This window comes from Pseudoalteromonas sp. CNC9-20 (assembly GCF_022347875.1).
Classification (GTDB): domain Bacteria; phylum Pseudomonadota; class Gammaproteobacteria; order Enterobacterales; family Alteromonadaceae; genus Pseudoalteromonas; species Pseudoalteromonas ruthenica.
Genome location: NZ_JAKRFS010000008.1, coordinates 21528 through 46660, shown reverse-complemented (window position 1 = coordinate 46660; position 25133 = coordinate 21528). Strand labels below are relative to the sequence as shown.

Sequence of the window (25133 nt, the reverse complement as noted above, 5' to 3'; positions counted from 1 at the left end):
CAACTGCGCCCATAAGTATACTAATAAGGCGAGCTATGCCGATTATTTTAAAGCGTGTGCTACTGACGATACGCAATCATATTGACCAACTTAGTTGGCAGGTTGTGGTGTTTGTCACCTTGGCACATATGGCACTCACTTGGGTGCTATTGTCAATTGCTGGGGAGCATGCGCTTACCTCTGCGAATACCTTTTTTTATTATTATGTCGTGACTACCTCAACGGTGGGTTACGGCGACTTTAGTCCGACTACAGAGATGGGCCGCTTATTGGTGGCTTTGGTTCAGATCCCCTTCGGTTTGGCCTTGTTCGGCATGTTGCTGGGTAAAGCAGGGCAGTCCATCACACATTTAATAAGGCGCGCTATGACAGGTGAAAAAGACGTGACTCATTTTGCTAATCACATCATTATTTTTGGTTGGCACCCAGTGCGTACCAGAAAAATGGTGCGCTATATTCTTGCTGATGAAAAACGGGTAAAGCGTGAAATTGTACTCGCGGTAACCGATGATATGGAGCACCCGTTTTTCTCTGAGCCCGATGTCAGCTTTGTTAAGCTCAGTAGTTACACCGATGAAGAGCAACTTAAACGCGTAGGCATTGCCACAGCAGATAAAATAATTGTTGAGGGAGCCGATGATAACCAAAGCTTCACTACGGCGCTAAAGATTAGCAAGCTGGTAAAGGAAAGTGCCCATATTTGTGCTTATTTTGATGATGAAAGCAAGGCACAGATGCTAGGTGAACATTGTGCTAATGTGGAGTGCAGCTCTAACCGCACAGCGGAAGTCTTAGTGCGCTCTATGGAGGACCCAGGGGCGAGTCGGGTGCAACAGGAAATTATGTCTAGCCTGCATGGGGATACCCACTTTTCTATGATGATCCCCAATGATGTCGGCCAGTTTACCTACAACGATATTTTTACGGTATTCAAACACCAATACGACGCCACTATTTTAGGGATTGCTCATAATCGCAGCGCCTTAGATATGGATTTAAATCCGCCGTTGGATTATGCCATCCAAGGTGGCGATATCATTCACTACATTGCCCCCGAGCGGGTGTTGGCATCCGAGGTTAAGTGGCCTTAACGATTGCTTTGTACTCATAGCAGTTCTCGCTGTTGTACAAGTAAATAGCTGCCAATATTGGACTGCGGGCCCGGCCCCATGGGCTCGCGGTTGACGCTCTTTCCCCTAATGCGCTGAGCTGTATCGCTTGCTGTGAGAAGGGATGTATTTTCATCGCGGTGATAAAGCTCACTGCAACTCGCACTTTCGCTAAATAAAATGATGTCTACGAATACCGATATTAGCCCTGCACCCCATGCTTTGTTAGCTGAGTGGGCCGACATGGCTGATGTGCGTGCGTCCTATTGGCTTTTGCGCTACACGTTTATATGAGCGATAGCGGCAATCAAGTGTTATTTATTTTCAATATACGTGAACCTTTGTAAGTCATAGCGCGTCTTGCTAATAAACACCTGGAAAGGCTATGAAACAATCCTATACGGCATTGCTGGTCTTGGCGGCGCAGGGCGGTGATAAGCAGGCGTTTAACCAATTATGCGAGCTACACTATCAAGCGAGTTATCGTTTTGCTTATAAGCTGTGCCAATCTCCCCAAGATGCTGGTGATATTACTCAGGAAGTATGGAGTAAGGTAGCCAAAGATATACGTTCGTTGCTGGAGCCCGGAGCATTTAAAGCTTGGTTATTTCGTGCTATTTACCGGCGCTTTATTGATGTAATACGGCGTCAGTACAAAGAGCAGGGTATAGCCGAAGCACCGTTAGTAGCGGCGCAACCTATAAGTTTGGAGCAAAGCCTAGATATGTTGAGTCTGATAGCCAGACTGCCTTGGGGGGAGCGTCATACAGTGTATTTGTTTTACCTTGAAGAGCTAGCCATTAGCGACATTGCTGTGGTGTTGGATATTCCTCAAGGCACAGTGAAGTCACGCTTGCACAAGGCCAGAAAAAGATTAAGCCAATGGGCACAGCAATAGGAGAGAGCGTTATGAGTGTTGAGCAACAAATTAAAGCGAGTTTACACAGTGAGCAAGCACAGTTAGATCAGATTTTATCTCGTGAACAGGGCTTATTTAATCGCCTTGGGCACATCTATAGCGGCTCTATGCGCCGCTGGGTTTGGCTTTCGACGTTGCTTGCACTACTCGCGACGGCGGCTTTTATTTATGCTGGTTACCGATTCTACATGGCCACCGTTATCAACGAGCAGGTATTTTGGGGAGTGTGGTTTATCGCTGGGCTGTTGGTACAAATAGCCATCAAATTGTGGCTATTTATGGAAATGAACCGCACTTCAATATTACGTGAAATAAAGCGCAGCGAGTTAAACTTGCAGAGCGCGGGCGCGGCGTCGCGACAATCAAGCTAATCACTATGCATGCGTCGGCAGGGCATGTGTGAACGGTTCAGGTAATACAGGCCGACCGGGGCGTCGGCCTGTGAGTGCGGTTAGTCTAGTGCTTTAAAGCGAATGGCGGTGCCGCCGCTTGGCGCCAAGCGCAGGGTTAAGCTATCTTGGCTGCTCACGTTTTCGGTGTGAATGTCCATGCTGTAGGGGTTGTTTACCCACTCGGCATCTTCACCATCGGCATATATCTGCGCTTCAAAACGCTTTCCTGGCTCGAGGAAGTCAAGTTTAATGGTGATGTCTCGAGCTTGCCCATCGGTGATAGCACCGAGGTACCAATCCTTGCCAGAGTAGTTATCGCGTTGACGCTCTTTACGAGCAAAAACCACATATTCACCCATTTCGCCAGCAATGGCTTGGCTCTTTTCCCAGTCGGTTGGTACATCTTGGATAAATTGAAATGCTGCTGGTTTGGCGAGATAGTTCCGTGGCAAATCGGCGGCCATTTGAATCGGGCTGTATAACACCACATACAGTGCTAACTGCTTTGCCAGCGTTGTTTGCGGACGATTAGTGTCAGCCCCTAAGCCGTTGAAGCCCATATCGAAAATGCCCGGTGTAAAATCCATAGGTCCGGCGAGCATACGCGTATAAGCCAGCATCGGCGTGTGCGCGGGGGGGTTGGGCGGCGTTCCCCAGGCATTAAACTCTTGGCCTCGGGCTCCTTCGCGAGTGATCCAGTTTGGGTAGGTACGGCGCAAGCCGGTTGCTTTAATTGGCTCATGGGTATTGATACTGAGCTGATACTCGGCGGCAAGTTTAATATTGTGGAGATATTCATTGACCATAAATTGGCCGTCATGCCACTCATAGCGAGCAATGCCTTGTTCATCAAGGCGCTTGATATTGCCACCATCGGCAACATAACCGGTTTTGATCTGGCTAACACCATGGCGCTGATAGAGGGCGAAGGCGGCGTCCATTTGTTGGCGATAGTTACTGACATTGCCGGAGGTTTCATGGTGACCAATTAATTTTACGCCACGCTTTTCGCCGTATTTGGCAATGGCCTCAATGTCAAAATCATCGTAGCTCTCGGTAAAGCTAAATAAGTCACCGTTATAGAACCAATCACCATCCCAGCCTTGGTTCCAGCCCTCAACCAACACTCCATCAAAGCCATACTCACTGGCGAAGTCCATATATTTGCGGGTGTTTTCGGTGGTGGCTCCGTGCTTGTCGCCACTGCCCCAGGTGTTTTCATTGATGTGCATGCCCCACCAAATACCGACATATTTACCGGGTTTAACCCAAGACACATCACCGAGTTTATTGGGCTCATTGAGGTTTAAAATCAGGTGTGAGTTGAGTAGTCCAGTGGCTTTATCAGCAATTTGGATGGTCCGCCAAGGAGTGGTGAAACCATTTTTTGTTTTCACAGCGATGCCATCGGACCAAGGAGTTAAATCGGCCTTGAACGTGCCTGGTCGACGCTGGTTTAAAGTCATGCCCGCGTAGTCGACCAGTGCTGCCTCGTGAATACTGATGTGAACACCGTTTTGCATTTTTACGGTAAAGGGGGTGTGTACATGGGCGGCTTCAGCAGTGTTAGTGCGGTTGTAAACATATTCATAGCGATTCCAGCCTCGAGCTGGGATCCACAGCGCTTCATTGTCTTGGCCAGCAAGGGCAAATTCGGTGAGCTCATCGGTAATACGGTAATCGGGGCGCTCTTTACCGGTAAGCTCATAGCGAAATCCAAGGCCGTCATTAAACACCTTTACGCGCACGGTATAAGACTGCTCAGCTGCTTCTGGGTCGCTAAAAGTAACCGCCAACTCATTATGATGATCGCGAATTAAACGTTGCTCACCCCAGGGTTGTTGCCAGGTGATGTCGGCACTGTGGCGTTCGCTGTGGCTAATAGTTAAGTCATCACCTAGCGGGGCGGCATGGGCAAAATAAAAACCCAGTTTAGATGGGTTAATCACCGCTTTGCCAGCGTAACTCACATGATAATGTGGCGCCCCTTCGTCGCTTAGTGTAAGCGTGATTTTGCCATCGGGAGAGCTAACATCGACTGTTTTTGCCAACGCCAAAGGTGAGGCCAGTAGTAAGGGAAGTAATAATCGCATCAACCTATCCTGCTTGTTATACCCGAGGCTAAAGCGATGGCTGTCACGTGTGCTGGCAAACGCAGGCCTACAGGTACTTGTATTGGAAGCATTAAGAGTAAGGGGGTTAGCGATGAAATACACGACTCTGCATACGTATTCACATATTACATAGCGAGAGTCAGGGCGAATAGTCGCCCATCTGATTAGACTTGCTGATTGAAGGCCTTGGTCATAAAAGGTGGCTCCGCGAGCGCACCTTGGTGTACGCCCGGCGTGTAATATAAGGTGTTGAGGGCGTCAGGGTCACAGGCTCTAAAGCCGTCAAAACCCAGGCCTTTGCGTGCTAAGGTGACTGACCACAGCCCCGATGGGTAAATCGGCTGTGGAAAAGGCAAGGTTTGCAACGCGCCGAAACCAACCTGCTTGATGGCCGCTCGCATTTCCAGCAGCAATGGCATATGCATAAGCGGGCTTTCACTTTGTTGCACCAGCACACCGCCTGGACGTAATGCTGCGAGGCAACTTTGATAAAAAGCATGATTAAACAAGCCTTCGCCGGGGCCTACAGGATCAGTGCCATCGACAATAATGACATCAATCGACTCGGCTTGCGCATCGCGCATGTATTTGATGCCATCATCAAAGAGCAAGGTGGCACGGGGGTCATCATTGGCACTGCACAACTCAGGGAAATATTTCAGCGACATCTCAGTGACAACTTGGTCAATGTCGATTTGCGTGACAGTTTCAACACTGTCGTGTTTTAGCACTTCGCGCAGGGTTCCGCAGTCGCCACCGCCGATAATCACTACGTTTTTTGGGTTCGGGTGGCTAAATAGCGCTGGGTGGGCGATCATTTCATGATAAAAGAAGTTTTCTCGGCTACTGACCATAGTGCAGCCGTCGATCACCATCAGGTTACCAAAATCGGTGGTTTCATACATTGCCACGTGTTGAAACGGAGACTGTTGCTGTTCAAGCAACTTATTAATACGCAGTGAGAATGCGCTACCGTCACGGTCGCTTACCTCGGTAAACCAGTGGTTTTTATCTAAACTTGTCATGTGCTCAATAATCGCCAGTAAAGTGGAGGGACAATTTTGCCAGTGAGCGTCATAATGCTCAATGAAATTTTAGCCCAATCCGTACGATTTTCTATTCGCTAGGAACACTTTAAGGTATTACACTAGCGGCAAATTCACAGGTCAATATTGAGAGTGCTTTATGCAATGGGGTTACCAGGCTGCTCAGGCCGTATATAACGTAAGTCACTGGAGCGACGGTTACTTTGATATTAATCCGCAGGGCGAGCTCGTGGCGTACCCGGATGGCGATCATAGTCGCCCAGGTTTGCCTTTAAATAAGCTGGTGGAAAGCTTTAAAGAGCAAGGTCTGACGTTACCGGTATTAGTGCGCTTCACCGATATTCTGCAGCACCGAGCCTCACGGCTTATTGGTGCATTTGCTAAGGCGAATGAGGCGAAGCAGTATCAAGGCGGCTATACCTGTGTTTACCCAATTAAAGTGAATCAACAGCGCTCGGTGGTGCATAAGTTATTGGCCCATGATAGCAACCAAGTCGGTTTAGAGGCGGGCTCTAAGCCAGAGTTAATGGCGATATTGGGACTGGCACAAAAAAATATCACCATAGTGTGTAATGGCTATAAAGATAGTGAGTTTTTGCGTCTCGCATTAATTGGTCAAGCCATGGGCCACAAGGTTAATATTGTTATCGAAAAGCTCTCTGAATTGGATGCCTTACTCAAAGAAATGGCGGCCATGAACCTAGAAGCAGCAATAGGTATACGTATTCGCCTCAACTCTGTGGGTAAGGGCAAGTGGCAAAATACCGGCGGCGAAAAAGGCAAGTTTGGCCTGACCGCCTCGCAGGTACTGCAAGCTGTCGAACTGCTACGTCAACAAAGCAAGTTACATTTGCTGGAACTCGTGCATTTTCATATTGGCTCACAGGTTGCCAATATTCGCGACATTCAACGCGCGCTCAAAGAGTGTGCACGCCACTACGCGCAACTATCGCAAATGGGCGTACCGCTACAAACGGTTGATGTCGGTGGTGGTCTAGGTGTGGACTACGAAGGTTCGGGGTCGCGCAGCAGCTGTTCTATGAACTACACCGTGGAAGAATACGCGCGCAATGTGGTGGCCGCATTTAGTGAGGTAAGCGACAGCCATGATTTAGCACATCCACATATCATTACCGAGTCAGGACGAGCGCTGACGGCTCATCATGCCGTGCTGATTACCGATGTGGTGGATGTGGAGCGCATCCCAAATAACGATGTAGCCATCGACCAGTACCAAAATTTGCCTTCTGTAGTGATAGAAATGCGGCACACTTGTGAAGCGGTGAGCAGTCGTATGGCGTTGGAGAGCTATCACGATGCCATGCACTTATTTAGTGAGGCTCATAGCCAGTATGTTCATGGCATGTTGGGTATTATGCAATGGTCGTTAGTGGAGCAGCTTTACTTCCGCACCTTACATAAGGTACGTGATTGTTTGCGGGATTCGGTGCGTGCCCATCGCGAGGTATTGGACGACCTTAACGAAAAGCTCGCTGATAAGCTATTTGTGAATTTCTCGCTGTTCCAATCACTGCCCGATGTCTGGGGGATTGGCCAATTATTCCCGGTACTACCCATAGAAAACTTAGATAAGCCATTGGAGCAGCGTGTGATTATCCAAGACATCACTTGTGATTCCGATGGTCAAATTCGTGATTATGTTGACGGGGCGGGGATTGAAACGAGCCTGCCGATACCGCGTTATGAATTCGGCCAACAGTATCATGTCGCTATGTTTATGGTGGGTGCGTATCAAGAGATTCTTGGCGATCTCCATAACCTTTTCGGTGATACCGACTCGGTGCATGTGCACAGTGATAATGGCGAGTTTAAATTAAGTCATAAACTCAAGGGCGACAGTGTTCAGGACGTATTAAAATTTGTGCATTACGATAGCGATGACTTAGCAGCAGTCTATCACCAGCGTATCAACGCGCTTGATATCGATAGTGACATCAAAAAGGCGTATATTGAACAGCTACAACAAGGCTTGAGCGGATACACCTATTTCGAAGATTAACTTTGTTGTTAGTAACATCAACAGATCGGTTTTCTGTTGTCGATAAAAAGCGCTATTATTAGCGCTTGTTTTTTATACCTATATAGGAAAGTCGTTTTGCGCGCTGTAGTAGCTGTAGTTAGGCAAGTTTTAAGTGTTAGTTTGTACACGATTAACACCCTGTTTTGGTTTTTCCCCATCGTGCTTTGCGGGTTACTGAAATTATTGCCAATCAAGCCTTGGCAAAAGTTAATGAGTGCGGCGGCAAAAGCCATGGCAGGGTTATGGGTGGGTGGTAACTCATTGAATCAAAAATTGCTCACTCCCTATAAGATGACAGTGAGTGGCCTTGATAAGCTACGCAAAAAAGATTGGTATCTCGTGATTGCCAACCATCAAAGTTGGGTCGATATTTTGGTGATGCAGCGCATCTTTCGGGGCCGCATTCCATTTTTGAATTTCTTTTTGAAAAAAGAGCTACTGTACGTGCCTTTTTTAGGCCTAGCTTGGTGGGCATTAGATTTTCCTTTTATGAAACGCACCAGCAAGTCGCAATTAAAGAAAAACCCTAAACTACGTGGCAAAGACATCGAAACCACACGCAAAGCCTGCGAAAAGTTTAAAGAAATGCCGGTGTCTATTGTCAACTTCGTAGAGGGAACGCGCTATACCGAGGACAAGCATCAGCGCCAACGCAGTCCGTTTAAGCATTTACTGAAGCCTAAAGCGGGTGGTGTCGCGTTTGTGCTGCAAGCGATGGGAGAGCAGATCAGCAAGATAGTGAATGTGACCATTCATTACCCCGGCGGCATCCCCACATTTTTGGACTTGGCTGCAGGCAAAGTGAAAGAGGTTGCTGTGCATGTTGAGGTACTCCCGCTTGATAAAAAGTTGGTGGGCGACTACAGCAATGACAATGAATTTCGGGTATCTTTTCAGCAGCAACTTAATGATATGTGGCATGACAAAGACCGTGTATTTGACGATTTAGCAAAGCATAACAGGAGTTAACTATGCTCAAGCGATTTCTACCCAATTGGTTAGCAGGGATTTTAGCTGGCTGTGTGTTACTAGTGAATACACTGGTGTGGGGAGTAATCGTATTCCTCTTAGGCTTAGTGAAGTTAGTGTTGCCTCTGCATGTAGTGACCGTCTTATTACATAGCGCCTACAATGGCTGGCGTGGTGGTAATCGTTTAGGGTTAAAGATCGGCTGTGAGAACTTTGATGTGTCGTTCAACGGTGAAGTGCAAAAAGGCGCTTGGTATTTACTGATATCTAATCACCTCAGCTGGCTTGATATCGTTGTTCTTAGTGCGGTGAATGAGCTACCCGCACCGAAGTTCTTCCTCAAAGATGAGTTAAAATATGTGCCACTCATTGGCAGCGGTGCATGGGCTATGGGTATGCCCTTTATGAAGCGTGCTAGCAAAGAGCAAATAGCCAAGAACCCAAAGCTCAAAGGTATGGACGTAGAGCGAACCAAACGCAGTTGCCATAACTTTAAACAGTATCCATCGTGTATCGTTAATTTTGTCGAGGGTTCACGTTTCACGGCCAGTAAACATCAACGCCAAGAGAGTCCATTTCGCCATTTGCTCAAGCCCAAGGCTGGCGGTATCGCCTTTGCACTGCAAGTGCTAGGGGAGCAATTTGACGGTCTCTTAGATGCAACGTTGCACTACCAATCACAGGGCAGCCATATCTGTCGCGACTTTTTAACTGGCCGACTTACTCATATTGAACTCTCCGTAGAGGTGCGAGAAATTGCGCCACAACTAGTGGGGGATTATCAGCAAGACAAAGCCTTTCGCGTTGAGTTTCAAAAACACCTCAATGTTATGTGGCATCAGAAAGATGCGTTGATTGCTCACAATCATGCACCTGTCACTGAGGTGTGTTCTGACGTTGCGAATTCAACAGGTGAACTATGAATGAGAGCCAGTTACAAACCCTAGTCGAGCCTTGGTTTGAGGGCATGGAGCAAGCCAGTTTATTCAGTGCGATTACCGCGACAGGTTTGGGGATGCTGGCGATTCTGTTGCTGTATTTTTTCCTGCGCAGCTTGATGTTGCCAGGTGTACAGTCGCTGGCCGCCAAGTTATCACCAGAGCGCATTACTATGCTGGCGCCGTTGCTACAAAAGCTGAATCGTCGCGTCGCCGGTATTATTTGCTGTGTGGTGTTTTTAGCCTTTTTCCAGAACGTTTTTCCAAGCACCGAGCTGGTGGGTGGCGTTGTACGGACCTTAGCGCAAATAGCGCTTATTGTGTATGGCGGCTTTATCGTCAGTAGTGTCGTCAGTGTTGGTGGTGCTATCTATAATCAGTTTGAGTTTGCCCGAGAAGTCCCGATTCAAGGCCTTATCCAGCTGGTAAAGCTGGTGACTTTTATAATCTGCGCCATCTTAATCTTCTCATTACTGCTGGAGAAGTCTCCCACCTATATTATCTCTGGTTTTGGTGCTATTGCAGCGGTCACTATGTTGGTGTTTAAAGACACGATTTTGGGCTTCGTTGCCAGTATTCAAATTGCCGCTAATCGCTTGGTTACCTACGGAGATTGGATTCAGGTTGATAACTACGGCGCTGACGGTGAAGTAATCGATCTTGGCCTGAACACCGTTAAAGTGCGCAATTGGGATAACACTATCACCACAATTCCAACTTATATGCTGGTGGCCGGCTCATTTAAGAATTGGCGCGGTATGCAAGAGTCTGGTGGTCGCCGGATAAAGCGCTCGCTGAATATCGATATGAACAGTATTCGCCTCGCCGACGAGGCATTGCAGCAACGTATCAGCGACAGCATTAATATTGATGATTATGTCAAAGCCAGTAACTTGCCGGAGCAGGTCACTAACCTCGGGTTATTTCGCCGCTATGCCGAGGGCTACTTGAAGCAGCATGAGCGCATCAACAATGAGCTGACCTTAATGGTGCGCGAGATGCAGCCACTAAACCACGGTCTGCCTATTGAATTTTACTGCTTCAGTGCCGATAAACGCTGGATCTCTTATGAGCACTTGCAGGCTGAGATTATGGATCATCTGCTCGCGATGCTGCCTGTGTTCGAATTACGCCCATATCAGAGTATTACTGGGCAAATGAGTAGCCCTAACTAATCGGCGGTTAGGGCAACTTTGCCAGCAGTAGCCCTAGCGCTGCAAAACTGGCGATTACCATAAGTATTGGCGGTTTATACTGGCGCAACACCCACAGCCCGATAATGGCAACAAGACCATACCACCATTGGCTTACGCCTGCGGGGATGATCGGGTTGTATAAAGCGGCAGCAATAAAGCCCACCACTGCAGCATTAATGGCTTTACTCACGCCAGCAACGAGTGGGTTGCTCAATAACGACTGCCAGTGGCGATGAAAGCCGATAACCAACAAAAAACCAGGCGTAAAAATGGCTAAGGTGGCTAAGGTAGCACCTAGCAAAGGCGCATGCGGTGTCATGATAGCACCAAGGTACGTAGCAAAGGTAAACATCGGCCCAGGAATAGCCTGAGCGGCTGCATAGCCGGATAAAAATGCATCGCTGTCAACATCCGTCAGAATAGTGTCTAACAGCGGTAACACCACATGGCCGCCGCCAAATACCAAAGATCCCGCTTGATAGAACTGCCCAGCCAGTTGCCAATAGCCAGAAGCAGCGCTAAAGGTAAGTAAAAACAGCACTGAAAAGAGCAGTAAAGCCGGCCAGTTAAGTCGTGTAGGTGACTCGGACTCGGCGCACTCCATCGGTTTTAATAACCAAGCACCGGTTACGCCAGCTACGGCTAAAATGGCCAGTTGAGTGTAAAGGGAAGGAACAAAAATAAGTGCCAAGGCACTGAGCAATGCTAACGCTTTTGTTTGCCAGTTAGGGCAAAAGCTTTTAGTCATCGTTATCAGTGCATCAGTAACAATGACGACTGCGAAAAGTTTTAGGCCAATGATCAACCCAGACAGCCCCCAGCCTAATTGCTGCGCGCCAACAGCCAATAACACCATAATCAACATAGAGGGCAAGGTGAAGCCAACAAAAGCAACGATGCCACCAAGCACGCCCGCATGGTGTAAGCCAATTGCGAAGCCTACCTGCGAACTGCCGGGACCTGGTAATAGCTGGCTGAGCGAGATCAAGTGCCCGTACTGCTGCTGTGATAACCATTGCTTGTTTTCAACGAAGTGGCGTTGAAAGTAACCTAAATGTGCTGCTGGGCCACCAAAGCTAGTGCAGCCGAGGAGGAAAAACTGGTAAAATAACGATAAAAGTTTCATCGCTAAACTATACTTCGATTAGTTGTCATTAATATGACAGTACAGGCACAGCGGTGTTGGTTGCAAGGGGCACAGGTGGTAGTAAGAGCACGCGTCTTTTTTTTGCTGATAGTTACGTTGGTATATTCGCTTTGTGCCAGTGCTCGCACGGTTGTTAGTGTGGCCGTCGATCATGCGCCGCCGTATAGCAATACCGAATCGAGCGCACCTAAAGGGCTGATTATTGATATCCTGCGCCCGATAGCACAAGAGCTAAACTTCGATATCAACGTAATTGCATGCCCGTTTTCTCGCTGTGTTTACTTACTCACTCATAATGAAGTCGATATAATGGGCGGGCTAATACGTACCCCTGCTCGTGAACAACAACTGCAGTTTGTCACGCCAGCTTATATGGCATTGCACTCATCATTTAGCTTTTATTCACTAAAGACACCCAGCTTTAACATTGAGCACTACAACGACTTGTATGGGAAACGTATTGCGGTGATGCGCGGAGCGGCGCACTTTGCGCGCTTTGACAATGATGAAAAGCTGATAAAAGTACCAGTGACGTCAGAGCAAATCGCTTTAGATATGTTACTTAAAGACCGCGTAGACCTGTTTATTGGCGTCGAAGCGACGGCAGAACATGCCATGGGCGTACTGCAACGTCCGGCACATCAACTTATGAAGCACCCATATAGGTACCAAGACGCCATTTATGGTCATATGGCGTTTGCATCGCGTTTTGCTGGCAGCACACTGGCTGAGAAAATTAATCAGCAGTACCAGAAAATGCTTAACAGTGGCGAGTTAAGTGCGTTGGTCAAACCTTATGCGCTACCTCCAGTGATGCCTCAAAACGGAATTAATTAGCACGGTTTTAACCTCTAGTTCATTAATCTTTGCTAGTATCACCTGCATACTCAACTATTTAGGAATTCACAATGGTTAAACGTATGACTCGTTTTTCTACAGTGGCTACAGCAGTAGCGGTAACAGTGGTGTTGTCAGGTTGCCAAGCAACCAATACACAAAAAGGTGCAGGTATCGGTGCCGGTATTGGCGCCGTACTAGGTAAAGCGACGGGCGATCATGACGACAAGCGTATTTTTATCGGTGCCGCCATTGGCGCCTTAGCGGGTGCTGCGGTAGGTGACTACATGGATAAGCAGGAGCAGGCTTTTCGAGATGAATTAGCGGGCTCGGGCGTGGAAGTGGTACGCGAGGGCGATAACATCCGTTTAGTGATGCCTTCAAATATTACCTTTGCCACCGATCAATCTTATATCTCTAGTGGTTTCCACCGTACTTTAGACGCAATTGCCAGTGTTATGAACAAGTACGAGAAAACCTACCTGAGCGTTCAAGGTCATACCGACAGCACCGGCGCCAGTGATTATAACCAACGTTTATCTGAGCAGCGTGCTCAGAGCGTTAAAAATTACTTGGTGAACAAGCAAATTTTAGCGGCGCGTGTGAGCACTCAAGGCTTTGGCGAAAGTCGCCCGGTTGCGGATAATTCCACGGCTAACGGTCGCGCCTTGAACCGTCGTGTAGAAATCCAAATCGTGCCTAACGTTAAGAACTAGATAACTGCGAAGGCTGATTAAATTGCAACTCGCATAGGCGCTGATACAGCGCCGATTGTTGCAATAATGTCGGGTGGTCACCAACGGCCACCACTTTACCTTGGTCCATGACCACGATGCGATCCGCATGCATCACCGTACTTAAACGATGGGCAATAATTAGCGTTGTGCGGGATTGCATGAGTCGGGTCAGCGCGGCTTGCACATGAAACTCACTTTCGGCGTCTAAAGCGCTGGTCGCTTCGTCTAAAAGTAAAATATTAGGGTCTTTTAAAATCGCACGAGCAATGGCAATGCGCTGTTTTTGCCCTCCCGATAGGCGCACCCCCCGCTCCCCCAAAAAGCTACTGTAGCCATCAGGTAAGTCGTTTATAAATTCATGTGCATAGGCTTGTTTCGCGGCAGCGATAACTTGGGCTTGTGTGGCGTCTTCGCGCGCATACGCGATATTGTGATAAACATCGGCGCTAAACAGCACTGGATGCTGGGCCACCATAGCCATTTCGTCACGAAGCGCGTGTAAAGACAAAGTGCTAAGTTCTTTGTTGTGCAACTTAATTTGGCCACTGCTCACGTCATAGAAACGCTGTAACAACTCAAACAAGGTGCTTTTCCCCGCCCCCGAAGGGCCGACAATTGCAATGGTCTCGCCAGCGTTAATGGTTAGGTTAAATCCATTAAGGGCGGGTTTATCTGGTCGCGAGGGGTAGCAAAAACTCACCTCATTAAAAGCTAAAATGGCCGTTTCGCTTTGGTTGTTGTCAAAGCGGGCCGGATTCGTTGGGTCGATTATATCGCTGCGTACTTGCAGTAGCTCTACTAGGCGCTTAGCGGCCCCTGCCGCGCGTTGCAGTTCGCCATATATTTCCGCCACTGTGCCTACCGACATCGCCACCACCACAGCATAAAAAACAAAGGCTGCCAGCTCACCGCCAGTCATAGCGCCATTGAGAACATCCACGCCGCCGCTGTAGAGCATAAAACTGATCCCCGAGAAGGTGATAAAAATCACGAGGGCTATCAGGATGGCGCGCTGAAGTATTCGTCGTTTGGCGACTGAGAAAGCTTTATCTACCTCACCATTAAAAGCGTTTTGCTCCATCGCTTGGCGGTTAAAACTGTGAACAGTTTTGATGTTTTGCATGACCTCGCCAGCATAGGTGCTGATATCAGCGATAGCGTCTTGGGAGCTACTTGCTAACGTGCGTACGCGGCGGCCGAATAACTTCATAGGTAAGAGCACCAGCGGTACACACAGCAGTACGATCAACGTCAGCTTCACATTAGTGATAAACAACATAATGATGCCGCCGACAAGCATCAACGCACTGCGCAGTGCCATGGATAAAGACGAGCCGACGATGCTTTGCAATAGGGTGGTATCGGTGGTTAGGCGCGACATAATTTCGCCGCTGCGATTCTCTTCAAAGTAACTTGGGTGCAGGGAGACGATACGCGCGAACACCGCCTTGCGAATATCGTTACTAACGCGCTCACCTAGCCACGACATCATGTAAAAGCGGCAGAAAATTCCCACCGCCATGATCGCGATTAGCGCAATAAGCACCATCACAGATTGTCGTAGCTGAGTAATTGAACCAGCAATAAAGCCGTCATCAATCACTTGCTTGAGCCCCTGTCCCAACGAGAGGTTAATACCTGCGGTCAGTAGTAGCGCTGCGAGGGCGGCGATAACCACCCACTTATAAGGCCACACAAATTTAAAAATAGGGCGGAGGTAGCGCAAAGCGCTTTTTTCGTTACCGGCTGTGTTCATATGCGTACTTTGCTGCGGATTAAGTGCTCAGTGTATCAAACCTATGCACTGGCGCCATGGTTGCTATGATACCAACGTTGCGTTGTTGGTGGTTTTTCTATACAACTAGAGTACAAGGACTAACCAACAGGAAGCCACCATGCAAGCAACAGGAACTTTTACCGTTAAATTAAACCCGCAACAAAGTTATGCCACTGGGGTAGACGGTATTGATTTAGGAAGAATGTCGATAGATAAAACCTTTAGTGGTGAGCTCCACGGTATTAGTCAAGGTGAAATGCTCAGTGCCCGCACGCCAGTGCAAGGCTCCGCTGGTTATGTTGCCTTGGAGCAGGTCACTGGGACACTGGGTGACAAAAAAGGCAGCTTCGTACTCCAGCACTTCGGTACCATGAACCAAGGCAAAGATACACTGATCCTTGAGGTGGTGCCGGATTCAGGTAGCGGCGAATTGCGAGGCTTGAGTGGGAAAATGACCATCAATATGGACAATGGTGCTCACCATTACGTATTTGACTACCAGCTAGGTAGTACTAATGAGTAGTGAAACGATTTTACACAGCGCGCAATTTAACCCCAAAGTGAAACAATACTGGTTGGTCTTGTGGTTATTGGTTGCTACCGTGACCTTGTTTGGTATTGTTTTTATCCCCGTTATTGCCATTGTTGTGTGGCTTGTATCAGGGCGTATGTTGGCGGCCATGTCGGCAACCTTGAGTGAAAAAAAGCTGTTTGTTAAACGCGGTATTTTGGTACGCACTGAAAAAACCATTCCCCTTGATAAAATTACCGATGTGGGGTTAACGCAAGGGCCATTGATGCGACTGTTTGGTATTCATCAATTGAGCTTTGAAACAGCGGGCCAGTCGGGTACCGGTGCGTTAGTGTCACTCATTGGAGTAGTGGATGCACAGCAGTTCCGTGAGGCCATTTTGGCGCAAAAAGAGCGGTTAGCTGAGCACCAACAAACACAATCAGAGTCTATGTCACAACCTAGCGACCAAGCGCTGTTGGCACGCTTGGTCGAAGTTGTAGAACGGATTGATACGCGACTCAAGCATCTCGAGCAGCGTTCAGATTAACTTATCAGCTGACGACTACCGGCATTCACCGATAACTGCTTTGAACGTGTTGAAAGCACTTGATAATTGTTGTCTTTTACCGTGTTGATGTAATGCCACTGCGCCTGTGCCTGCTCGGCGGTGAACGTCACCGTAAGATAACCCCGATCCACTAAGTTATTATAGGTAAGGTCGTCAATCAGCAAGGTGATGACCTGCTCTATTTGTGCTACTGCCTGCGGATCCTGAGTGTTCAGGGATAAATAACTTTCAAGTCCAGGGGAAGAAACCGAAGCGGTGGCAAACTCAACGCCAGCCGCTTGGTTAGCAGCAATGGGATTAGTGGCGTCGGTTCGCAATTGACCTGCCCAACCATTATGGGTATCGCCAGCAAGTACAACTAAATCCTTTTGCGCAGCTACGGCGCTGGCGAGCAACATCTCGCGCTCATAAGCGTAACCGTCCCAGGCATCAAGGTTGTAGGGTACTTTGGTTTCTACCCAGGCGCGCTCGTTGGCACTGACAGTGGGATCCCCGGCTAGTATGCGTGTTTTTATTTGCGCCAACTCAGCGAACAATGCATTGGCTTGGGTGAGCAGGGCGCTTGTATCTTCACCACTAGCCAAGGCTACTTGCAGGCTCCCGAGCAGCTGTAATACTTCCACCGGCATATGCATCTTCGTCATCAGTACCTGCTGTGCGAGTACTTGCCATTGGCAGTCAGAGGTCATAATGCCATCTTGTAGCCAAGTTAATTGCTCACTACCTAAAAGAGCCCGTGATGAGGAGCTAATAGCACTGGCAAACTGCGCTTGTCCTGGGGCGCTAGCAAGATCAAAATCAGCAAAGCTAAGTTGCTCATCGCGGGCCAGTACGCGGGTATCCAGCATGTACAAAGACACTAGGTTAGCAAAATCAAAACGACGATAAATACGCTCTTTGTCGGCCACATTACGTATGGGCATCCATTCGAAGTAAGCTTGTAAGGCATAAAGCTTACGTTGAGTGAAATCCCCTTCGTCCTCACTATGATTTTGGGCACCATCACGCCAGGTATCATTGGTTATTTCATGGTCGTCCCACACCACAATAAATGGACAATGGCTGTGCGCTGCTTGCAGGTCGGTATCTGTGCGGTAATGTGCATAACGTTTACGGTAATCTTCAAGCGATAACATTTCTGTGCTGTTATCTTGCGGTAGTAGGCGCCCAAGGGCCGCTGCATCGGCAGTGGCATAACCGTCATTACCGTACTCATAGAGGTAATCGCCAAGGTGTAATACCGCGTCTAAGTCGGGTTGTTTGGCAACCTCGCCGTATACATGAAAATAGCCAGCAGGGTAGTTTGCGCATGAAAGCACGGCGAACTTAACTTGCTCGATATTGCCTGTTGGCAGCGTTTTCCCCTTACCCGTTGGGGAGGTTTTGCCATATGCCTTGAAGCGGTAGTAGTACTGAGTGTTCGCATCGAGACCTTGTAAGTCCACTTTCAATGTAAAATCACTGTCGGCACTTACCTGCGCCTCGCCATCATGGCTGATGTTGATAAATTCGGGATCGGTCGCCGCCTGCCATTGCACTTTGAGGCTGCTAACTGGCTGTTGCGGTGTTACTCGAGTCCAAATAATGAGGGCATCGCTGAGTGGGTCGCCGCTGGCGACACCGTGATCAAAGCTCACATCGACGCTATCGTCATCGTCACTATCGAATACACAGCCACTGAGGCCGAGCGATAAAACGGCAGCACCAAACCCGGCTGCCGATGCCTTTAAAAAACTTCTCCGCGTTAACGTCATTACTCTGTACCCATTAACCTAAAAATACAGAGCATATCGGAGTCATGTTACTGTTAGGTTAAAACACCTGACAAATATGATCGGCCTTACAGGTTATGACGGTGACATTTTTGTAGCCAACGCGCGTGAGCTGCTCGGCACTTAGTGTCGCCCGCGCACTGCTGGCACAGTGTAAGTAGATAGGGCGGTTGGCGTCTTTTTCAATTTCCATCAGCTTCATTTCCAATAGCCCCCGAGGAATATTAATAGCGCCAGTGGCGGCTTTGGTTGCATGCTCGGCGGGTTCGCGTACATCAATCAATAAGCCATGATTATCACTTAGCTCCGCTTTCGCTTGCTCGGCGCTAATGCGGCGTTGATTAGGGGTGATGGTTTTCAGTAAATCTGGGATTGGGGTCAGCATATTATTCCTCCATGCCTAGCTTTTTTAATATATACATCATAGGACACCAACCGCTAAATGCTGATTGGATAAGATTAAGGGCAATAAATACAGTAAAAAATAGCCAGTTAGAGTCGACGAAATGCGCCAGCAGTAAGGATATCAGGATCATAACGCCAGCAATCAGTCGCAGCGCAGCAGATATATTCATAGCAATACACCTTGTTAGAGATGAGAGACTATATTCAGTATATTAGTAAAATCTAAATTAGCAACAATTAATATTAGACAAGGCTAATATTCCTTTCTATACTTCTGCCATTCTCAGTTCACAACAAGAGCGACACGTGGATTTCAGTAAAATAGCCGACAGCGCTGAGCAGGCACAAAGCCTGCTGAAGATTCTGGCAAATAAAAACCGTCTAATGATCCTATGCAGTTTGCAGCAGGGTGAACTCAGCGTATCCCAGCTCAATGATGCAGTGCCGTTAAGTCAGTCGGCATTATCACAGCACCTCGCTGTATTGCGTAACGAAAACATGGTGACCACGCGGCGTGAGAGTCAGACCATTTACTACCAGTTGTGTGATGATAACGCTAAGGCCATTTTGCAGACTTTATACACGCTATTTTGTCAGGAGTAGGCTGTGAACGCCTTGGATAAAACAGTAAAAGCGAGTTTGAACGGCCCTTTTGCGTTGGTGGCTTTCATTGTGGCCTTGGTGCTTGGTGCCTTAGCCTTAAGCTATACCCCGCGTGAGGAAGAGCCACAGATCACCGTGCCTATGCTTGATATCACGGTGGCCGTGCCCGGAATTGAGGCGCCACAAGTCGAACGGCTGGTGACCATCAAACTAGAGAAGCTGCTGGCGCAAATTCCAGGGGTTGAACACATCTATTCCACCACGGCTAATGAGCAATTAGTGACCACACTGCGTTTCGAGGTAGGTCATTCCCGCGAGCAAGCTTTGATAGACACTTATGCAAAATTATATGCCTATCAAGACACCATGCCTCAGGTGGTTAAGCAGTGGCAGATTAAGCCCATATCGGTCGATGATGTGGCCATTGTGATGTTGGGCTTGTATAGCGAGGCACCGCAGCTCTACAACGATTATGACCTCACCCGCATGGCCCAGGAGTTAGCCACCAATTTACAACGCTTGGCGGATACGAGCGAGGTAAAGGTGGTCGCCGGGCGTAAACGCAGCGCCTATGTTTATCTCGATATCAGCGCACTCAATGCCCATCAAACCACGGTACAAGATGTTCTCTATGCGCTGGAGGTATCAAATCAGTTGCATGAAGTGGGTCGAGTCAACGATGCTCAAGGCCCATGGCGGGTGCATGTCCAAGCCGGTGATGCATTACGTGATCAAGCGCAGCTCAGTGAGTTAGTGGTTAATGTTGTCAATGGTCAGGCAGTGCGCTTAGATAGCGTCGCCGAGATCACCGTCGGCCCCAGTGAGCCCAGTCATTACCAGTGGTTACAACACGGCGATCACCAGCAGCTGCCCTTAGTGACTTTAAGCGTGGCAAAGCAAGGGGGTAGTAATGCGGTAGCGGTTGCCGATGCGGTGCATCGAGAAATGGCGCGGTTGCAACAACAGCTGTTGCCGCCGGAAGTCAAAGTGGTGACGCTACGCGACTATGGCCAAACAGCGAATGACAAAGTCAATAACCTCGGCGCCAGCCTGGCTTTTGCCATTATTACCGTGGTGCTCTTTATTGGCGTGTTTCTAGGGTGGCGTCCAGCGATCGTGATCGCCTTGGCCTTGCCTATTTGCTATGGCCTCACCCTCACCTTAGATTGGGCATTTGGTTACACCATTAACCGCGTCACCTTGTTCGCGCTCATTTTAGCCTTGGGGCTATTAGTCGATGACCCAATCACCGGCATAGACAATATCAGTCGCTACCTTAATCGCTCTGGTGATCGAAAAGATAACATCGTCGCTGCCATCAGCGAAATTCGCACGCCGCTGTTGATGTCAACATTGACCATTATGGTGGCCTTCTTTCCACTTGCCTTTATTACCGGAATGATGGGTCCCTATATGGCGCCCATGGCGTTTAACGTGCCAATCAGTGTCGCGCTATCGACGCTGGTGGCATTTTTCGTAACGCCATGGCTAGCTATGCGTATCCTCAAGCCAGAGCAAGGTCTGGCGCTCAGGGAGCCAAGCAAAGCGATGCAGAAATACACCCAATTGCTGGGTTACATCCTTAGCCAACCACGCAGAGCCAAATGGGTGCTGTATACGGTTTTAGCGTTATTTGTATTCAGTGCCAGCTTACCAGTGATGCGTGCCGTACCGCTGAAGTTACTGCCCTATGATAATAAAAGTGAGGTGCAGGTGCTCATTGACATGCCCGAAGGGACGGCATTGGAGCATACAGCGGCATTGACCCGGCAGGTTCAGCACAAGGTGTGGCAGCTTAATGAGGTCAAGGCCATTGCCGCGTACGTCGGCCAGCCTTCGAGTATGGACTTTAATGGTATGGTGCGAGGTTATTACCGCCGCGTTGGCGAGCATCAGGGGGAGTTACGGGTATTACTACACGATAAATCGCAACGCCAGCATCAGTCCCATGCCGTGGTGTTACGGCTGCGTGATAAGCTGGCCGAATTTAATCAAGATGGGATCACTATTAAAGTGATTGAGGTGCCGCCCGGACCTCCGGTGCTGAGCACTTTGGTCGCCGAGGTCTATGCCAAACCGTTTATTGATGCGCAACAGCACCGTGAGGCCGCACGCCAAGTGATGGCGCGGCTGCGCCAAGAGCCCCATGTTGTTGAAGTTGACAGCTCCATGGCCGCCGCGCAAACACAGCTGCGCTTTGTTACCAACACCAGCAAAGCGGCACTGTCGGCGGTAGCCAGCGCCGATATCGCCACGGCGCTAAGGGTGGCATTAAAAGGTCAGCAGGTCGGTCAACTTTATGTTGATGATGAAATCAACCCGCTGCCTATCGAGGTGACGCTGCCATATCGCCACCGTACGCAAACACATGTTGGCGCCCTGCAGGTGAAAGGTCAGCGCAATATTAGCCAAAGTAGCTCGGAGCTTGGTTTATCTAGCGCTCCTCAGCCTATGGTGGCGCTGTCCGAGTTGGGCGAGTTTAACTCATTAGCGCGACCCCAGCCCATTGTGCGCAAAGACTTACAACGGGTTATCTATGTTATGGCTGAGCTCAATGGCCGTACCCCGGCGGAAGTGATTGCCGATGTCAGTGCCGATAAGGGCGTGGCAGAATTGCAAAACACCCCTTGGCAGCAGCGTACTTTTGTTGATTCGGGTGGCACTCAAGCATGGCACCTTGGCGAGGGGATTGATGTATCTTTTAGCGGCGAAGGGGAGTGGCGCATCACCATTGATGTGTTTCGCGATATGGGCATTGCCTTTGCCTTTGCGTTGGCGGCCATTTTAGTGTTGTTGCGGGTGCAAACAAAATCCATGAGCTTGGCATTAATTATTATGTCGGCCATTCCGCTTACCATTATTGGGATTATGCCCGGCTTTTGGTTACTGAATCAATTGGGTGAGCGCGCTATTGCCGGCGCGCCGGAGCCGGTGTTATTTACCGCCACGGCGATGATTGGCATGATTGCCCTGGCCGGTATCGTCATACGTAATTCACTGATCCTCGTGGAGTTTATTGAACAATCACGACGCCAAGGTGAAGCCATTAAAACGGCGCTTATTAACGCTGTGCAGGTACGTATGCGACCAGTGCTGTTAACCGCTGGGACCACCCTGCTGGGCAATATAATGATCATTTTTGATCCCGTCTTTAGCGGTCTCGCAATCGCGATTATTTTCGGCATTCTCGCCTCAACCCTATTCACTTTGCTGGTCGTGCCTTTGGTGTATTACCTGGTCTTTGCAAAAGAGGAAGCAAACAATGCGAACTAAGTTAACAGCGGCGCTCGTCATAGCTATTTTAGCCGCCGTAATAGTGTGGTTTTCTGGGGTGCTTACTCAGCATATTGCGCCAGGAGTTAAAACCGATGAACAATCATACCGAGGCGCCACCCATCAGGTTGAGCTTAGTGCCATAAATGTGGCAGAAGTGGTGCCAGGGCAGGTTATTGCCAAGCAAAATACCCAAGTTTCAGCACGGGTATTAGCACAGATTGAGCGCTTTTTAGTACGTGCAGGCGATACCGTAAAGCAAGGACAAGTGGTGATTGAGCTTGATAAACAAGCGCTACAAAGCCAAGTGCAGCAAGCCCAAGCGCAGGTAAATGCATTGCAAGCGTCATTGACGCAGGCCAGTAAACAGCTTCGCCGTGCTAACGAGCTATTTGCACAAGGGTTGATTTCGCAAAACGATATTGATGTAGCTACCGCCAACCATGACAACCTCAAAGCCAGTGTTGAGCAGGCCCAACAAGCGTTGCAACAAGCGCAGATTGCCTTACAGTACGCCACCATTAAAGCACCTATTGCTGGGCGCGTGGTCGAGCGTTTCGCTGAGCCGGGCGATACTGCCAGCCCAGGGCAGGCGCTACTGGCCATTTACAACCCGCAGCAACTACAGCTTGAGTTTGCGGTGCGTGAAGGCCAGGCATTAACCTTGGATATTGGCACACAGCGACGAGTTTCAATCGCCGCGTTAGCGCTACACGCAGACGTGCCGTTGGTGGAGGTGGTCCCCGCAGCGGACAGTGGTTCGCGCTCACTGTTGATGCGCTTTGCGGCGCCACAAAGTGCGAAGCTGCTGCCAGGCTTGTATGCGCAGCTGGAGCTGCCAGCGTCTTCACGCCAAGGAGTGCTGGTGGCCCGCGAGTGGGTGCACCAACATGGTCAGCTGGACATGGTCATGGTGGTAAAGCAAGGACAATTGCAGCGCCGTTATGTTCGTTTGGGGCAAATTGTGGATGATCAGGTCGAGGTGCTTTCAGGGCTGAGCCCCGGTGAGATAATAGCCACCGAAGCGCAGCCCGCAGCGCTATAAAAATGTTGCTATCTCAGTCAGCGATTTTTTCTGTAAAGCGTGGTTAGGCACCGTGGCATCGTCACTTGGGTAGCCAACCACGATAAGCATATAGGGACGTTCATTGTCCTTGTTACGGCCGCAAATTTCGCTCAGGAAGCTCATCGGCTTGGGAGTGTGCGTGAGGGTGGCTAGCCCGGCGCGATGTAAGCCTTGAATTAAAAAGCCTGTAGCGAGCCCAACAGACTCGTGAACATAATAATTGGGTTGCTGCTCATCGGTGTGTAAACCGCCTTTTTTCTGGCTAAATACCGCGATTAACCAAGGCGCATGTTGTAAATATGGCTTTTGCGCATCGGTGCCCAAAGGTTTGAGTGCATCTAGCCACTGCTGCCCAGCGCGGCCCTCATAAAACGAGCGCTCTAATTGCTCTAATTGCTCTGCTTGCTCGCGAATTTGCTTTTTTACGGCTTCGGAATTGATAGCGACAAAGTGCCAGGGTTGGTGGTTAGCTCCACTCGGCGCTGTGCCTGCCGCCTGAATACAGGTTTCGATAATGCGCTTATCAACCGCACGGTCGCTAAAACTACGAATACTGTGGCGACGTTTGGCGGTGTCTAAAAACTCCTGCGCACGCGTCAGCATTTGCGCGGCAGGGTACTCAATAAAGTCGGTTAACGGGGTATTTTGGTGGGGCTGCATAGTGTACTCGCTCAATGGTGGTGGTGATTTTAGCCTAGGTCCGAATGGTATTTCTGTCTACATCATATTTACTTACATATTAACGTCGCGTTCATCTTTGTACCCGCTTTCCCCTGTGGTATAACCCTAGGCACTAATAATAAATATAAAAAGGAATACCCCGTGCTTTCGATTCAAGGCCTTACCAAAACATATGGCAATGGCGTGCAAGCGCTCAAAGGAGTGAATTTAACAATCCCTAAAGGCATGTTTGGGCTCCTTGGGCCGAACGGTGCCGGAAAGTCATCATTGATGCGCACCATTGCAACCTTGCAAACAGCGGATAGCGGCACCATCGAATTTGATGGACTGGATGTATTTAAACAGCCGCAGGAAGTGCGCCGCCGCCTGGGTTATCTGCCACAAGATTTTGGCGTCTATCCCCGAGTTAGTGCAGCAGATTTGCTCGATCATATGGCGATATTAAAAGGGTTAGACAACGCCAAAGAGCGTAAAGAAGTGGTCGATGGCCTACTTGCGCACACCAATTTGTATGAGCATAAACTGAAAGCAGTGAGTGGTTTTTCAGGAGGCATGCGCCAACGCTTTGGCATTGCTCAAGCGCTGCTTGGCGACCCTGACCTACTGATAGTCGATGAGCCGACTGCGGGCTTAGACCCTGAAGAGCGGAATCGCTTTCACAACCTATTAGTTAGTTTGGGTGAGCAAAAAGTGGTGATCTTATCGACTCACATTGTTGATGATGTCAGTGAGTTATGCCCTAACATGGCGGTGCTGGCGGGTGGTGAAATTCTCCTGCAAGGCAACCCTATCGATTTGACCCATCAGCTTAATGGCCAGATTTGGCGTAAAGAAGTGGCCAATCAGCAGCAGGCGTTAGAGCTTGAGCAGCACCTACCGGTGATTTCTAAACGCTTGTTTGCTGGCAATACTATTTTGCATGTATTTGCCGATGCGCCGCCGGAAGGATTTGAGGCCGTGCCCAGTAACTTAGAAGACGTGTATTTCTCGACTTTATACCAGCAACGTGCAGCGGCACAGGTGTAGGAG

At 49.1% G+C, this 25133-nt stretch carries 23 protein-coding genes; 15 read left to right on the top strand and 8 right to left on the bottom strand.

Annotated elements, in window-relative coordinates; translation table 11 throughout:
- Positions 1-35: 35 nt before the first annotated feature.
- The 3 genes from MHM89_RS17715 (at position 36) to MHM89_RS17705 (ending at position 2399) form a co-directional block, all read left to right on the top strand.
- Complete coding sequence (locus tag MHM89_RS17715; protein ID WP_138547900.1) at positions 36-1091, top strand: potassium channel family protein; 1056 nt, start codon at positions 36-38, stop codon at positions 1089-1091.
- A 403-nt stretch (positions 1092-1494) separates the two neighbouring features.
- Positions 1495-2007 carry an RNA polymerase sigma factor gene (locus tag MHM89_RS17710; protein ID WP_130145033.1) on the top strand — a complete coding sequence of 171 codons (513 nt, stop codon included), beginning with the start codon at positions 1495-1497 and terminating at the stop codon, positions 2005-2007.
- An 11-nt stretch (positions 2008-2018) separates the two neighbouring features.
- Positions 2019-2399 carry a DUF6768 family protein gene (locus MHM89_RS17705; RefSeq protein ID WP_022943914.1) on the top strand — a complete coding sequence of 127 codons (381 nt, stop codon included), beginning with the start codon at positions 2019-2021 and terminating at the stop codon, positions 2397-2399.
- Positions 2400-2479: 80 nt separating this feature from the next.
- Here MHM89_RS17705 and MHM89_RS17700 read toward each other — a convergent pair whose 3' ends face one another.
- Together MHM89_RS17700 and speE are read right to left on the bottom strand one after the other, a co-directional pair.
- Positions 2480-4513 (bottom strand): glycoside hydrolase family 97 protein, encoded by a 2034-nt coding sequence (locus MHM89_RS17700; RefSeq protein ID WP_239409379.1) that lies wholly within the window; start codon positions 4511-4513, stop codon positions 2480-2482.
- A gap of 185 nt (positions 4514-4698) precedes the next feature.
- Complete coding sequence (speE, locus tag MHM89_RS17695) at positions 4699-5559, bottom strand: polyamine aminopropyltransferase (RefSeq protein WP_239409378.1); 861 nt, start codon at positions 5557-5559, stop codon at positions 4699-4701.
- A gap of 160 nt (positions 5560-5719) precedes the next feature.
- On the opposite strand from speE, the gene speA reads away from it, so the two are divergent.
- The 4 genes from speA to MHM89_RS17675 all read left to right on the top strand — a co-directional run bounded on the left by speA (position 5720) and on the right by MHM89_RS17675 (position 10703).
- Positions 5720-7600: a biosynthetic arginine decarboxylase gene (speA, locus tag MHM89_RS17690; RefSeq protein ID WP_045980273.1), complete on the top strand. Its 1881-nt coding sequence runs from the start codon at positions 5720-5722 to the stop codon at positions 7598-7600.
- A gap of 96 nt (positions 7601-7696) precedes the next feature.
- Positions 7697-8590: an acyltransferase gene (locus MHM89_RS17685; RefSeq protein WP_053911680.1), complete on the top strand. Its 894-nt coding sequence runs from the start codon at positions 7697-7699 to the stop codon at positions 8588-8590.
- A gap of 2 nt (positions 8591-8592) precedes the next feature.
- Entirely contained in the window at positions 8593-9513 is a 921-nt protein-coding gene (locus MHM89_RS17680) for an acyltransferase (protein ID WP_053911679.1), read from the top strand.
- The gene (locus tag MHM89_RS17675; protein ID WP_045980275.1) at positions 9510-10703 is read left to right on the top strand and encodes a mechanosensitive ion channel domain-containing protein; all 1194 of its coding nucleotides are present in this window, start codon (positions 9510-9512) and stop codon (positions 10701-10703) included. The genes MHM89_RS17680 and MHM89_RS17675 overlap by 4 nt, the downstream gene beginning before the upstream one ends.
- Positions 10704-10710: 7 nt before the next feature.
- On the opposite strand, the gene chrA is transcribed toward MHM89_RS17675, so the two are convergent.
- The gene (gene chrA, locus MHM89_RS17670) at positions 10711-11850 is read right to left on the bottom strand and encodes a chromate efflux transporter (RefSeq protein ID WP_235420072.1); all 1140 of its coding nucleotides are present in this window, start codon (positions 11848-11850) and stop codon (positions 10711-10713) included.
- Between the two features lie 33 nt (positions 11851-11883).
- Between chrA and MHM89_RS17665 the strand changes: the two genes are divergently transcribed.
- Entirely contained in the window at positions 11884-12708 is an 825-nt protein-coding gene (locus MHM89_RS17665; protein ID WP_082342272.1) for a transporter substrate-binding domain-containing protein, read from the top strand.
- An 83-nt stretch (positions 12709-12791) separates the two neighbouring features.
- Entirely contained in the window at positions 12792-13424 is a 633-nt protein-coding gene (locus MHM89_RS17660; protein WP_045980297.1) for an OmpA family protein, read from the top strand.
- On the opposite strand, the gene MHM89_RS17655 is transcribed toward MHM89_RS17660, so the two are convergent.
- On the bottom strand, positions 13414-15201 hold the full coding sequence (locus tag MHM89_RS17655; protein ID WP_239409377.1) for an ABC transporter transmembrane domain-containing protein: 1788 nt from the start codon (positions 15199-15201) through the stop codon (positions 13414-13416). The two genes, MHM89_RS17660 and MHM89_RS17655, sit on opposite strands and share 11 nt — an antisense overlap.
- A 139-nt stretch (positions 15202-15340) precedes the next feature.
- Here MHM89_RS17655 and MHM89_RS17650 point away from each other — a divergent pair, with 139 nt between their 5' ends.
- Positions 15341-15745, top strand: a complete 405-nt coding sequence (locus tag MHM89_RS17650) for a DUF3224 domain-containing protein (RefSeq protein WP_130145051.1) — start codon at positions 15341-15343, stop codon at positions 15743-15745.
- Positions 15738-16283 (top strand): PH domain-containing protein, encoded by a 546-nt coding sequence (locus MHM89_RS17645; RefSeq protein ID WP_022943927.1) that lies wholly within the window; start codon positions 15738-15740, stop codon positions 16281-16283. Before MHM89_RS17650 ends, MHM89_RS17645 begins: the two co-directional genes overlap by 8 nt.
- Here the strand turns inward: MHM89_RS17645 and MHM89_RS17640 are convergent.
- The 3 genes from MHM89_RS17640 to MHM89_RS17630 are packed head-to-tail and all read right to left on the bottom strand — an operon-like array spanning position 16280 to position 18651.
- Positions 16280-18058 carry an alkaline phosphatase D family protein gene (locus MHM89_RS17640; RefSeq protein WP_239409376.1) on the bottom strand — a complete coding sequence of 593 codons (1779 nt, stop codon included), beginning with the start codon at positions 18056-18058 and terminating at the stop codon, positions 16280-16282. The genes MHM89_RS17645 and MHM89_RS17640 overlap by 4 nt on opposite strands.
- Before the next feature lie 58 nt (positions 18059-18116).
- Positions 18117-18461, bottom strand: coding sequence for a rhodanese-like domain-containing protein (locus MHM89_RS17635; RefSeq protein ID WP_138510120.1), 345 nt, complete (start codon positions 18459-18461; stop codon positions 18117-18119).
- 1 nt (position 18462) lies between these two features.
- Positions 18463-18651, bottom strand: coding sequence for a DUF2892 domain-containing protein (locus MHM89_RS17630; RefSeq protein WP_239409375.1), 189 nt, complete (start codon positions 18649-18651; stop codon positions 18463-18465).
- 136 nt (positions 18652-18787) lie between these two features.
- On the opposite strand from MHM89_RS17630, the gene MHM89_RS17625 reads away from it, so the two are divergent.
- From MHM89_RS17625 to MHM89_RS17615, 3 genes are read left to right on the top strand one after another with little or no spacing between them, the layout of a single operon-like run.
- Positions 18788-19084, top strand: a complete 297-nt coding sequence (locus MHM89_RS17625; protein ID WP_022943931.1) for a metalloregulator ArsR/SmtB family transcription factor — start codon at positions 18788-18790, stop codon at positions 19082-19084.
- Between the two features lie 3 nt (positions 19085-19087).
- Positions 19088-22357, top strand: coding sequence for an efflux RND transporter permease subunit (locus MHM89_RS17620; protein ID WP_239409374.1), 3270 nt, complete (start codon positions 19088-19090; stop codon positions 22355-22357).
- The gene (locus MHM89_RS17615) at positions 22347-23402 is read left to right on the top strand and encodes an efflux RND transporter periplasmic adaptor subunit (protein ID WP_239409373.1); all 1056 of its coding nucleotides are present in this window, start codon (positions 22347-22349) and stop codon (positions 23400-23402) included. Before MHM89_RS17620 ends, MHM89_RS17615 begins: the two co-directional genes overlap by 11 nt.
- Here the strand turns inward: MHM89_RS17615 and MHM89_RS17610 are convergent.
- Complete coding sequence (locus MHM89_RS17610) at positions 23397-24083, bottom strand: nitroreductase family protein (protein ID WP_239409372.1); 687 nt, start codon at positions 24081-24083, stop codon at positions 23397-23399. The two genes, MHM89_RS17615 and MHM89_RS17610, sit on opposite strands and share 6 nt — an antisense overlap.
- Before the next feature lie 162 nt (positions 24084-24245).
- Between MHM89_RS17610 and MHM89_RS17605 the strand changes: the two genes are divergently transcribed.
- Entirely contained in the window at positions 24246-25130 is an 885-nt protein-coding gene (locus MHM89_RS17605) for an ABC transporter ATP-binding protein (RefSeq protein ID WP_239409371.1), read from the top strand.
- Positions 25131-25133: the final 3 nt, after the last annotated feature.

What these genes read in the sequence shown, in the direction of transcription:
- speE (WP_239409378.1), bottom strand. Translation starts at nt 5,559, where the DNA reads ATGACAAGTTTAGATAAAAACCACTGGTTTACCGAGGTAAGCGACCGT.
- MHM89_RS17645 (WP_022943927.1), top strand. Translation starts at nt 15,738, where the DNA reads ATGAGTAGTGAAACGATTTTACACAGCGCGCAATTTAACCCCAAAGTG.
- MHM89_RS17635 (WP_138510120.1), bottom strand. Translation starts at nt 18,461, where the DNA reads ATGCTGACCCCAATCCCAGATTTACTGAAAACCATCACCCCTAATCAA.
- MHM89_RS17615 (WP_239409373.1), top strand. Translation starts at nt 22,347, where the DNA reads ATGCGAACTAAGTTAACAGCGGCGCTCGTCATAGCTATTTTAGCCGCC.
- MHM89_RS17655 (WP_239409377.1), bottom strand. Translation starts at nt 15,201, where the DNA reads ATGAACACAGCCGGTAACGAAAAAAGCGCTTTGCGCTACCTCCGCCCT.
- chrA (WP_235420072.1), bottom strand. Translation starts at nt 11,850, where the DNA reads ATGAAACTTTTATCGTTATTTTACCAGTTTTTCCTCCTCGGCTGCACT.
- MHM89_RS17640 (WP_239409376.1), bottom strand. Translation starts at nt 18,058, where the DNA reads ATGACGTTAACGCGGAGAAGTTTTTTAAAGGCATCGGCAGCCGGGTTT.
- speA (WP_045980273.1), top strand. Translation starts at nt 5,720, where the DNA reads ATGCAATGGGGTTACCAGGCTGCTCAGGCCGTATATAACGTAAGTCAC.
- MHM89_RS17680 (WP_053911679.1), top strand. Translation starts at nt 8,593, where the DNA reads ATGCTCAAGCGATTTCTACCCAATTGGTTAGCAGGGATTTTAGCTGGC.
- MHM89_RS17715 (WP_138547900.1), top strand. Translation starts at nt 36, where the DNA reads ATGCCGATTATTTTAAAGCGTGTGCTACTGACGATACGCAATCATATT.
- MHM89_RS17675 (WP_045980275.1), top strand. Translation starts at nt 9,510, where the DNA reads ATGAATGAGAGCCAGTTACAAACCCTAGTCGAGCCTTGGTTTGAGGGC.
- MHM89_RS17705 (WP_022943914.1), top strand. Translation starts at nt 2,019, where the DNA reads ATGAGTGTTGAGCAACAAATTAAAGCGAGTTTACACAGTGAGCAAGCA.
- MHM89_RS17700 (WP_239409379.1), bottom strand. Translation starts at nt 4,513, where the DNA reads ATGCGATTATTACTTCCCTTACTACTGGCCTCACCTTTGGCGTTGGCA.
- MHM89_RS17660 (WP_045980297.1), top strand. Translation starts at nt 12,792, where the DNA reads ATGACTCGTTTTTCTACAGTGGCTACAGCAGTAGCGGTAACAGTGGTG.
- MHM89_RS17710 (WP_130145033.1), top strand. Translation starts at nt 1,495, where the DNA reads ATGAAACAATCCTATACGGCATTGCTGGTCTTGGCGGCGCAGGGCGGT.
- MHM89_RS17630 (WP_239409375.1), bottom strand. Translation starts at nt 18,651, where the DNA reads ATGAATATATCTGCTGCGCTGCGACTGATTGCTGGCGTTATGATCCTG.
- MHM89_RS17650 (WP_130145051.1), top strand. Translation starts at nt 15,341, where the DNA reads ATGCAAGCAACAGGAACTTTTACCGTTAAATTAAACCCGCAACAAAGT.
- MHM89_RS17610 (WP_239409372.1), bottom strand. Translation starts at nt 24,083, where the DNA reads ATGCAGCCCCACCAAAATACCCCGTTAACCGACTTTATTGAGTACCCT.
- MHM89_RS17665 (WP_082342272.1), top strand. Translation starts at nt 11,884, where the DNA reads ATGACAGTACAGGCACAGCGGTGTTGGTTGCAAGGGGCACAGGTGGTA.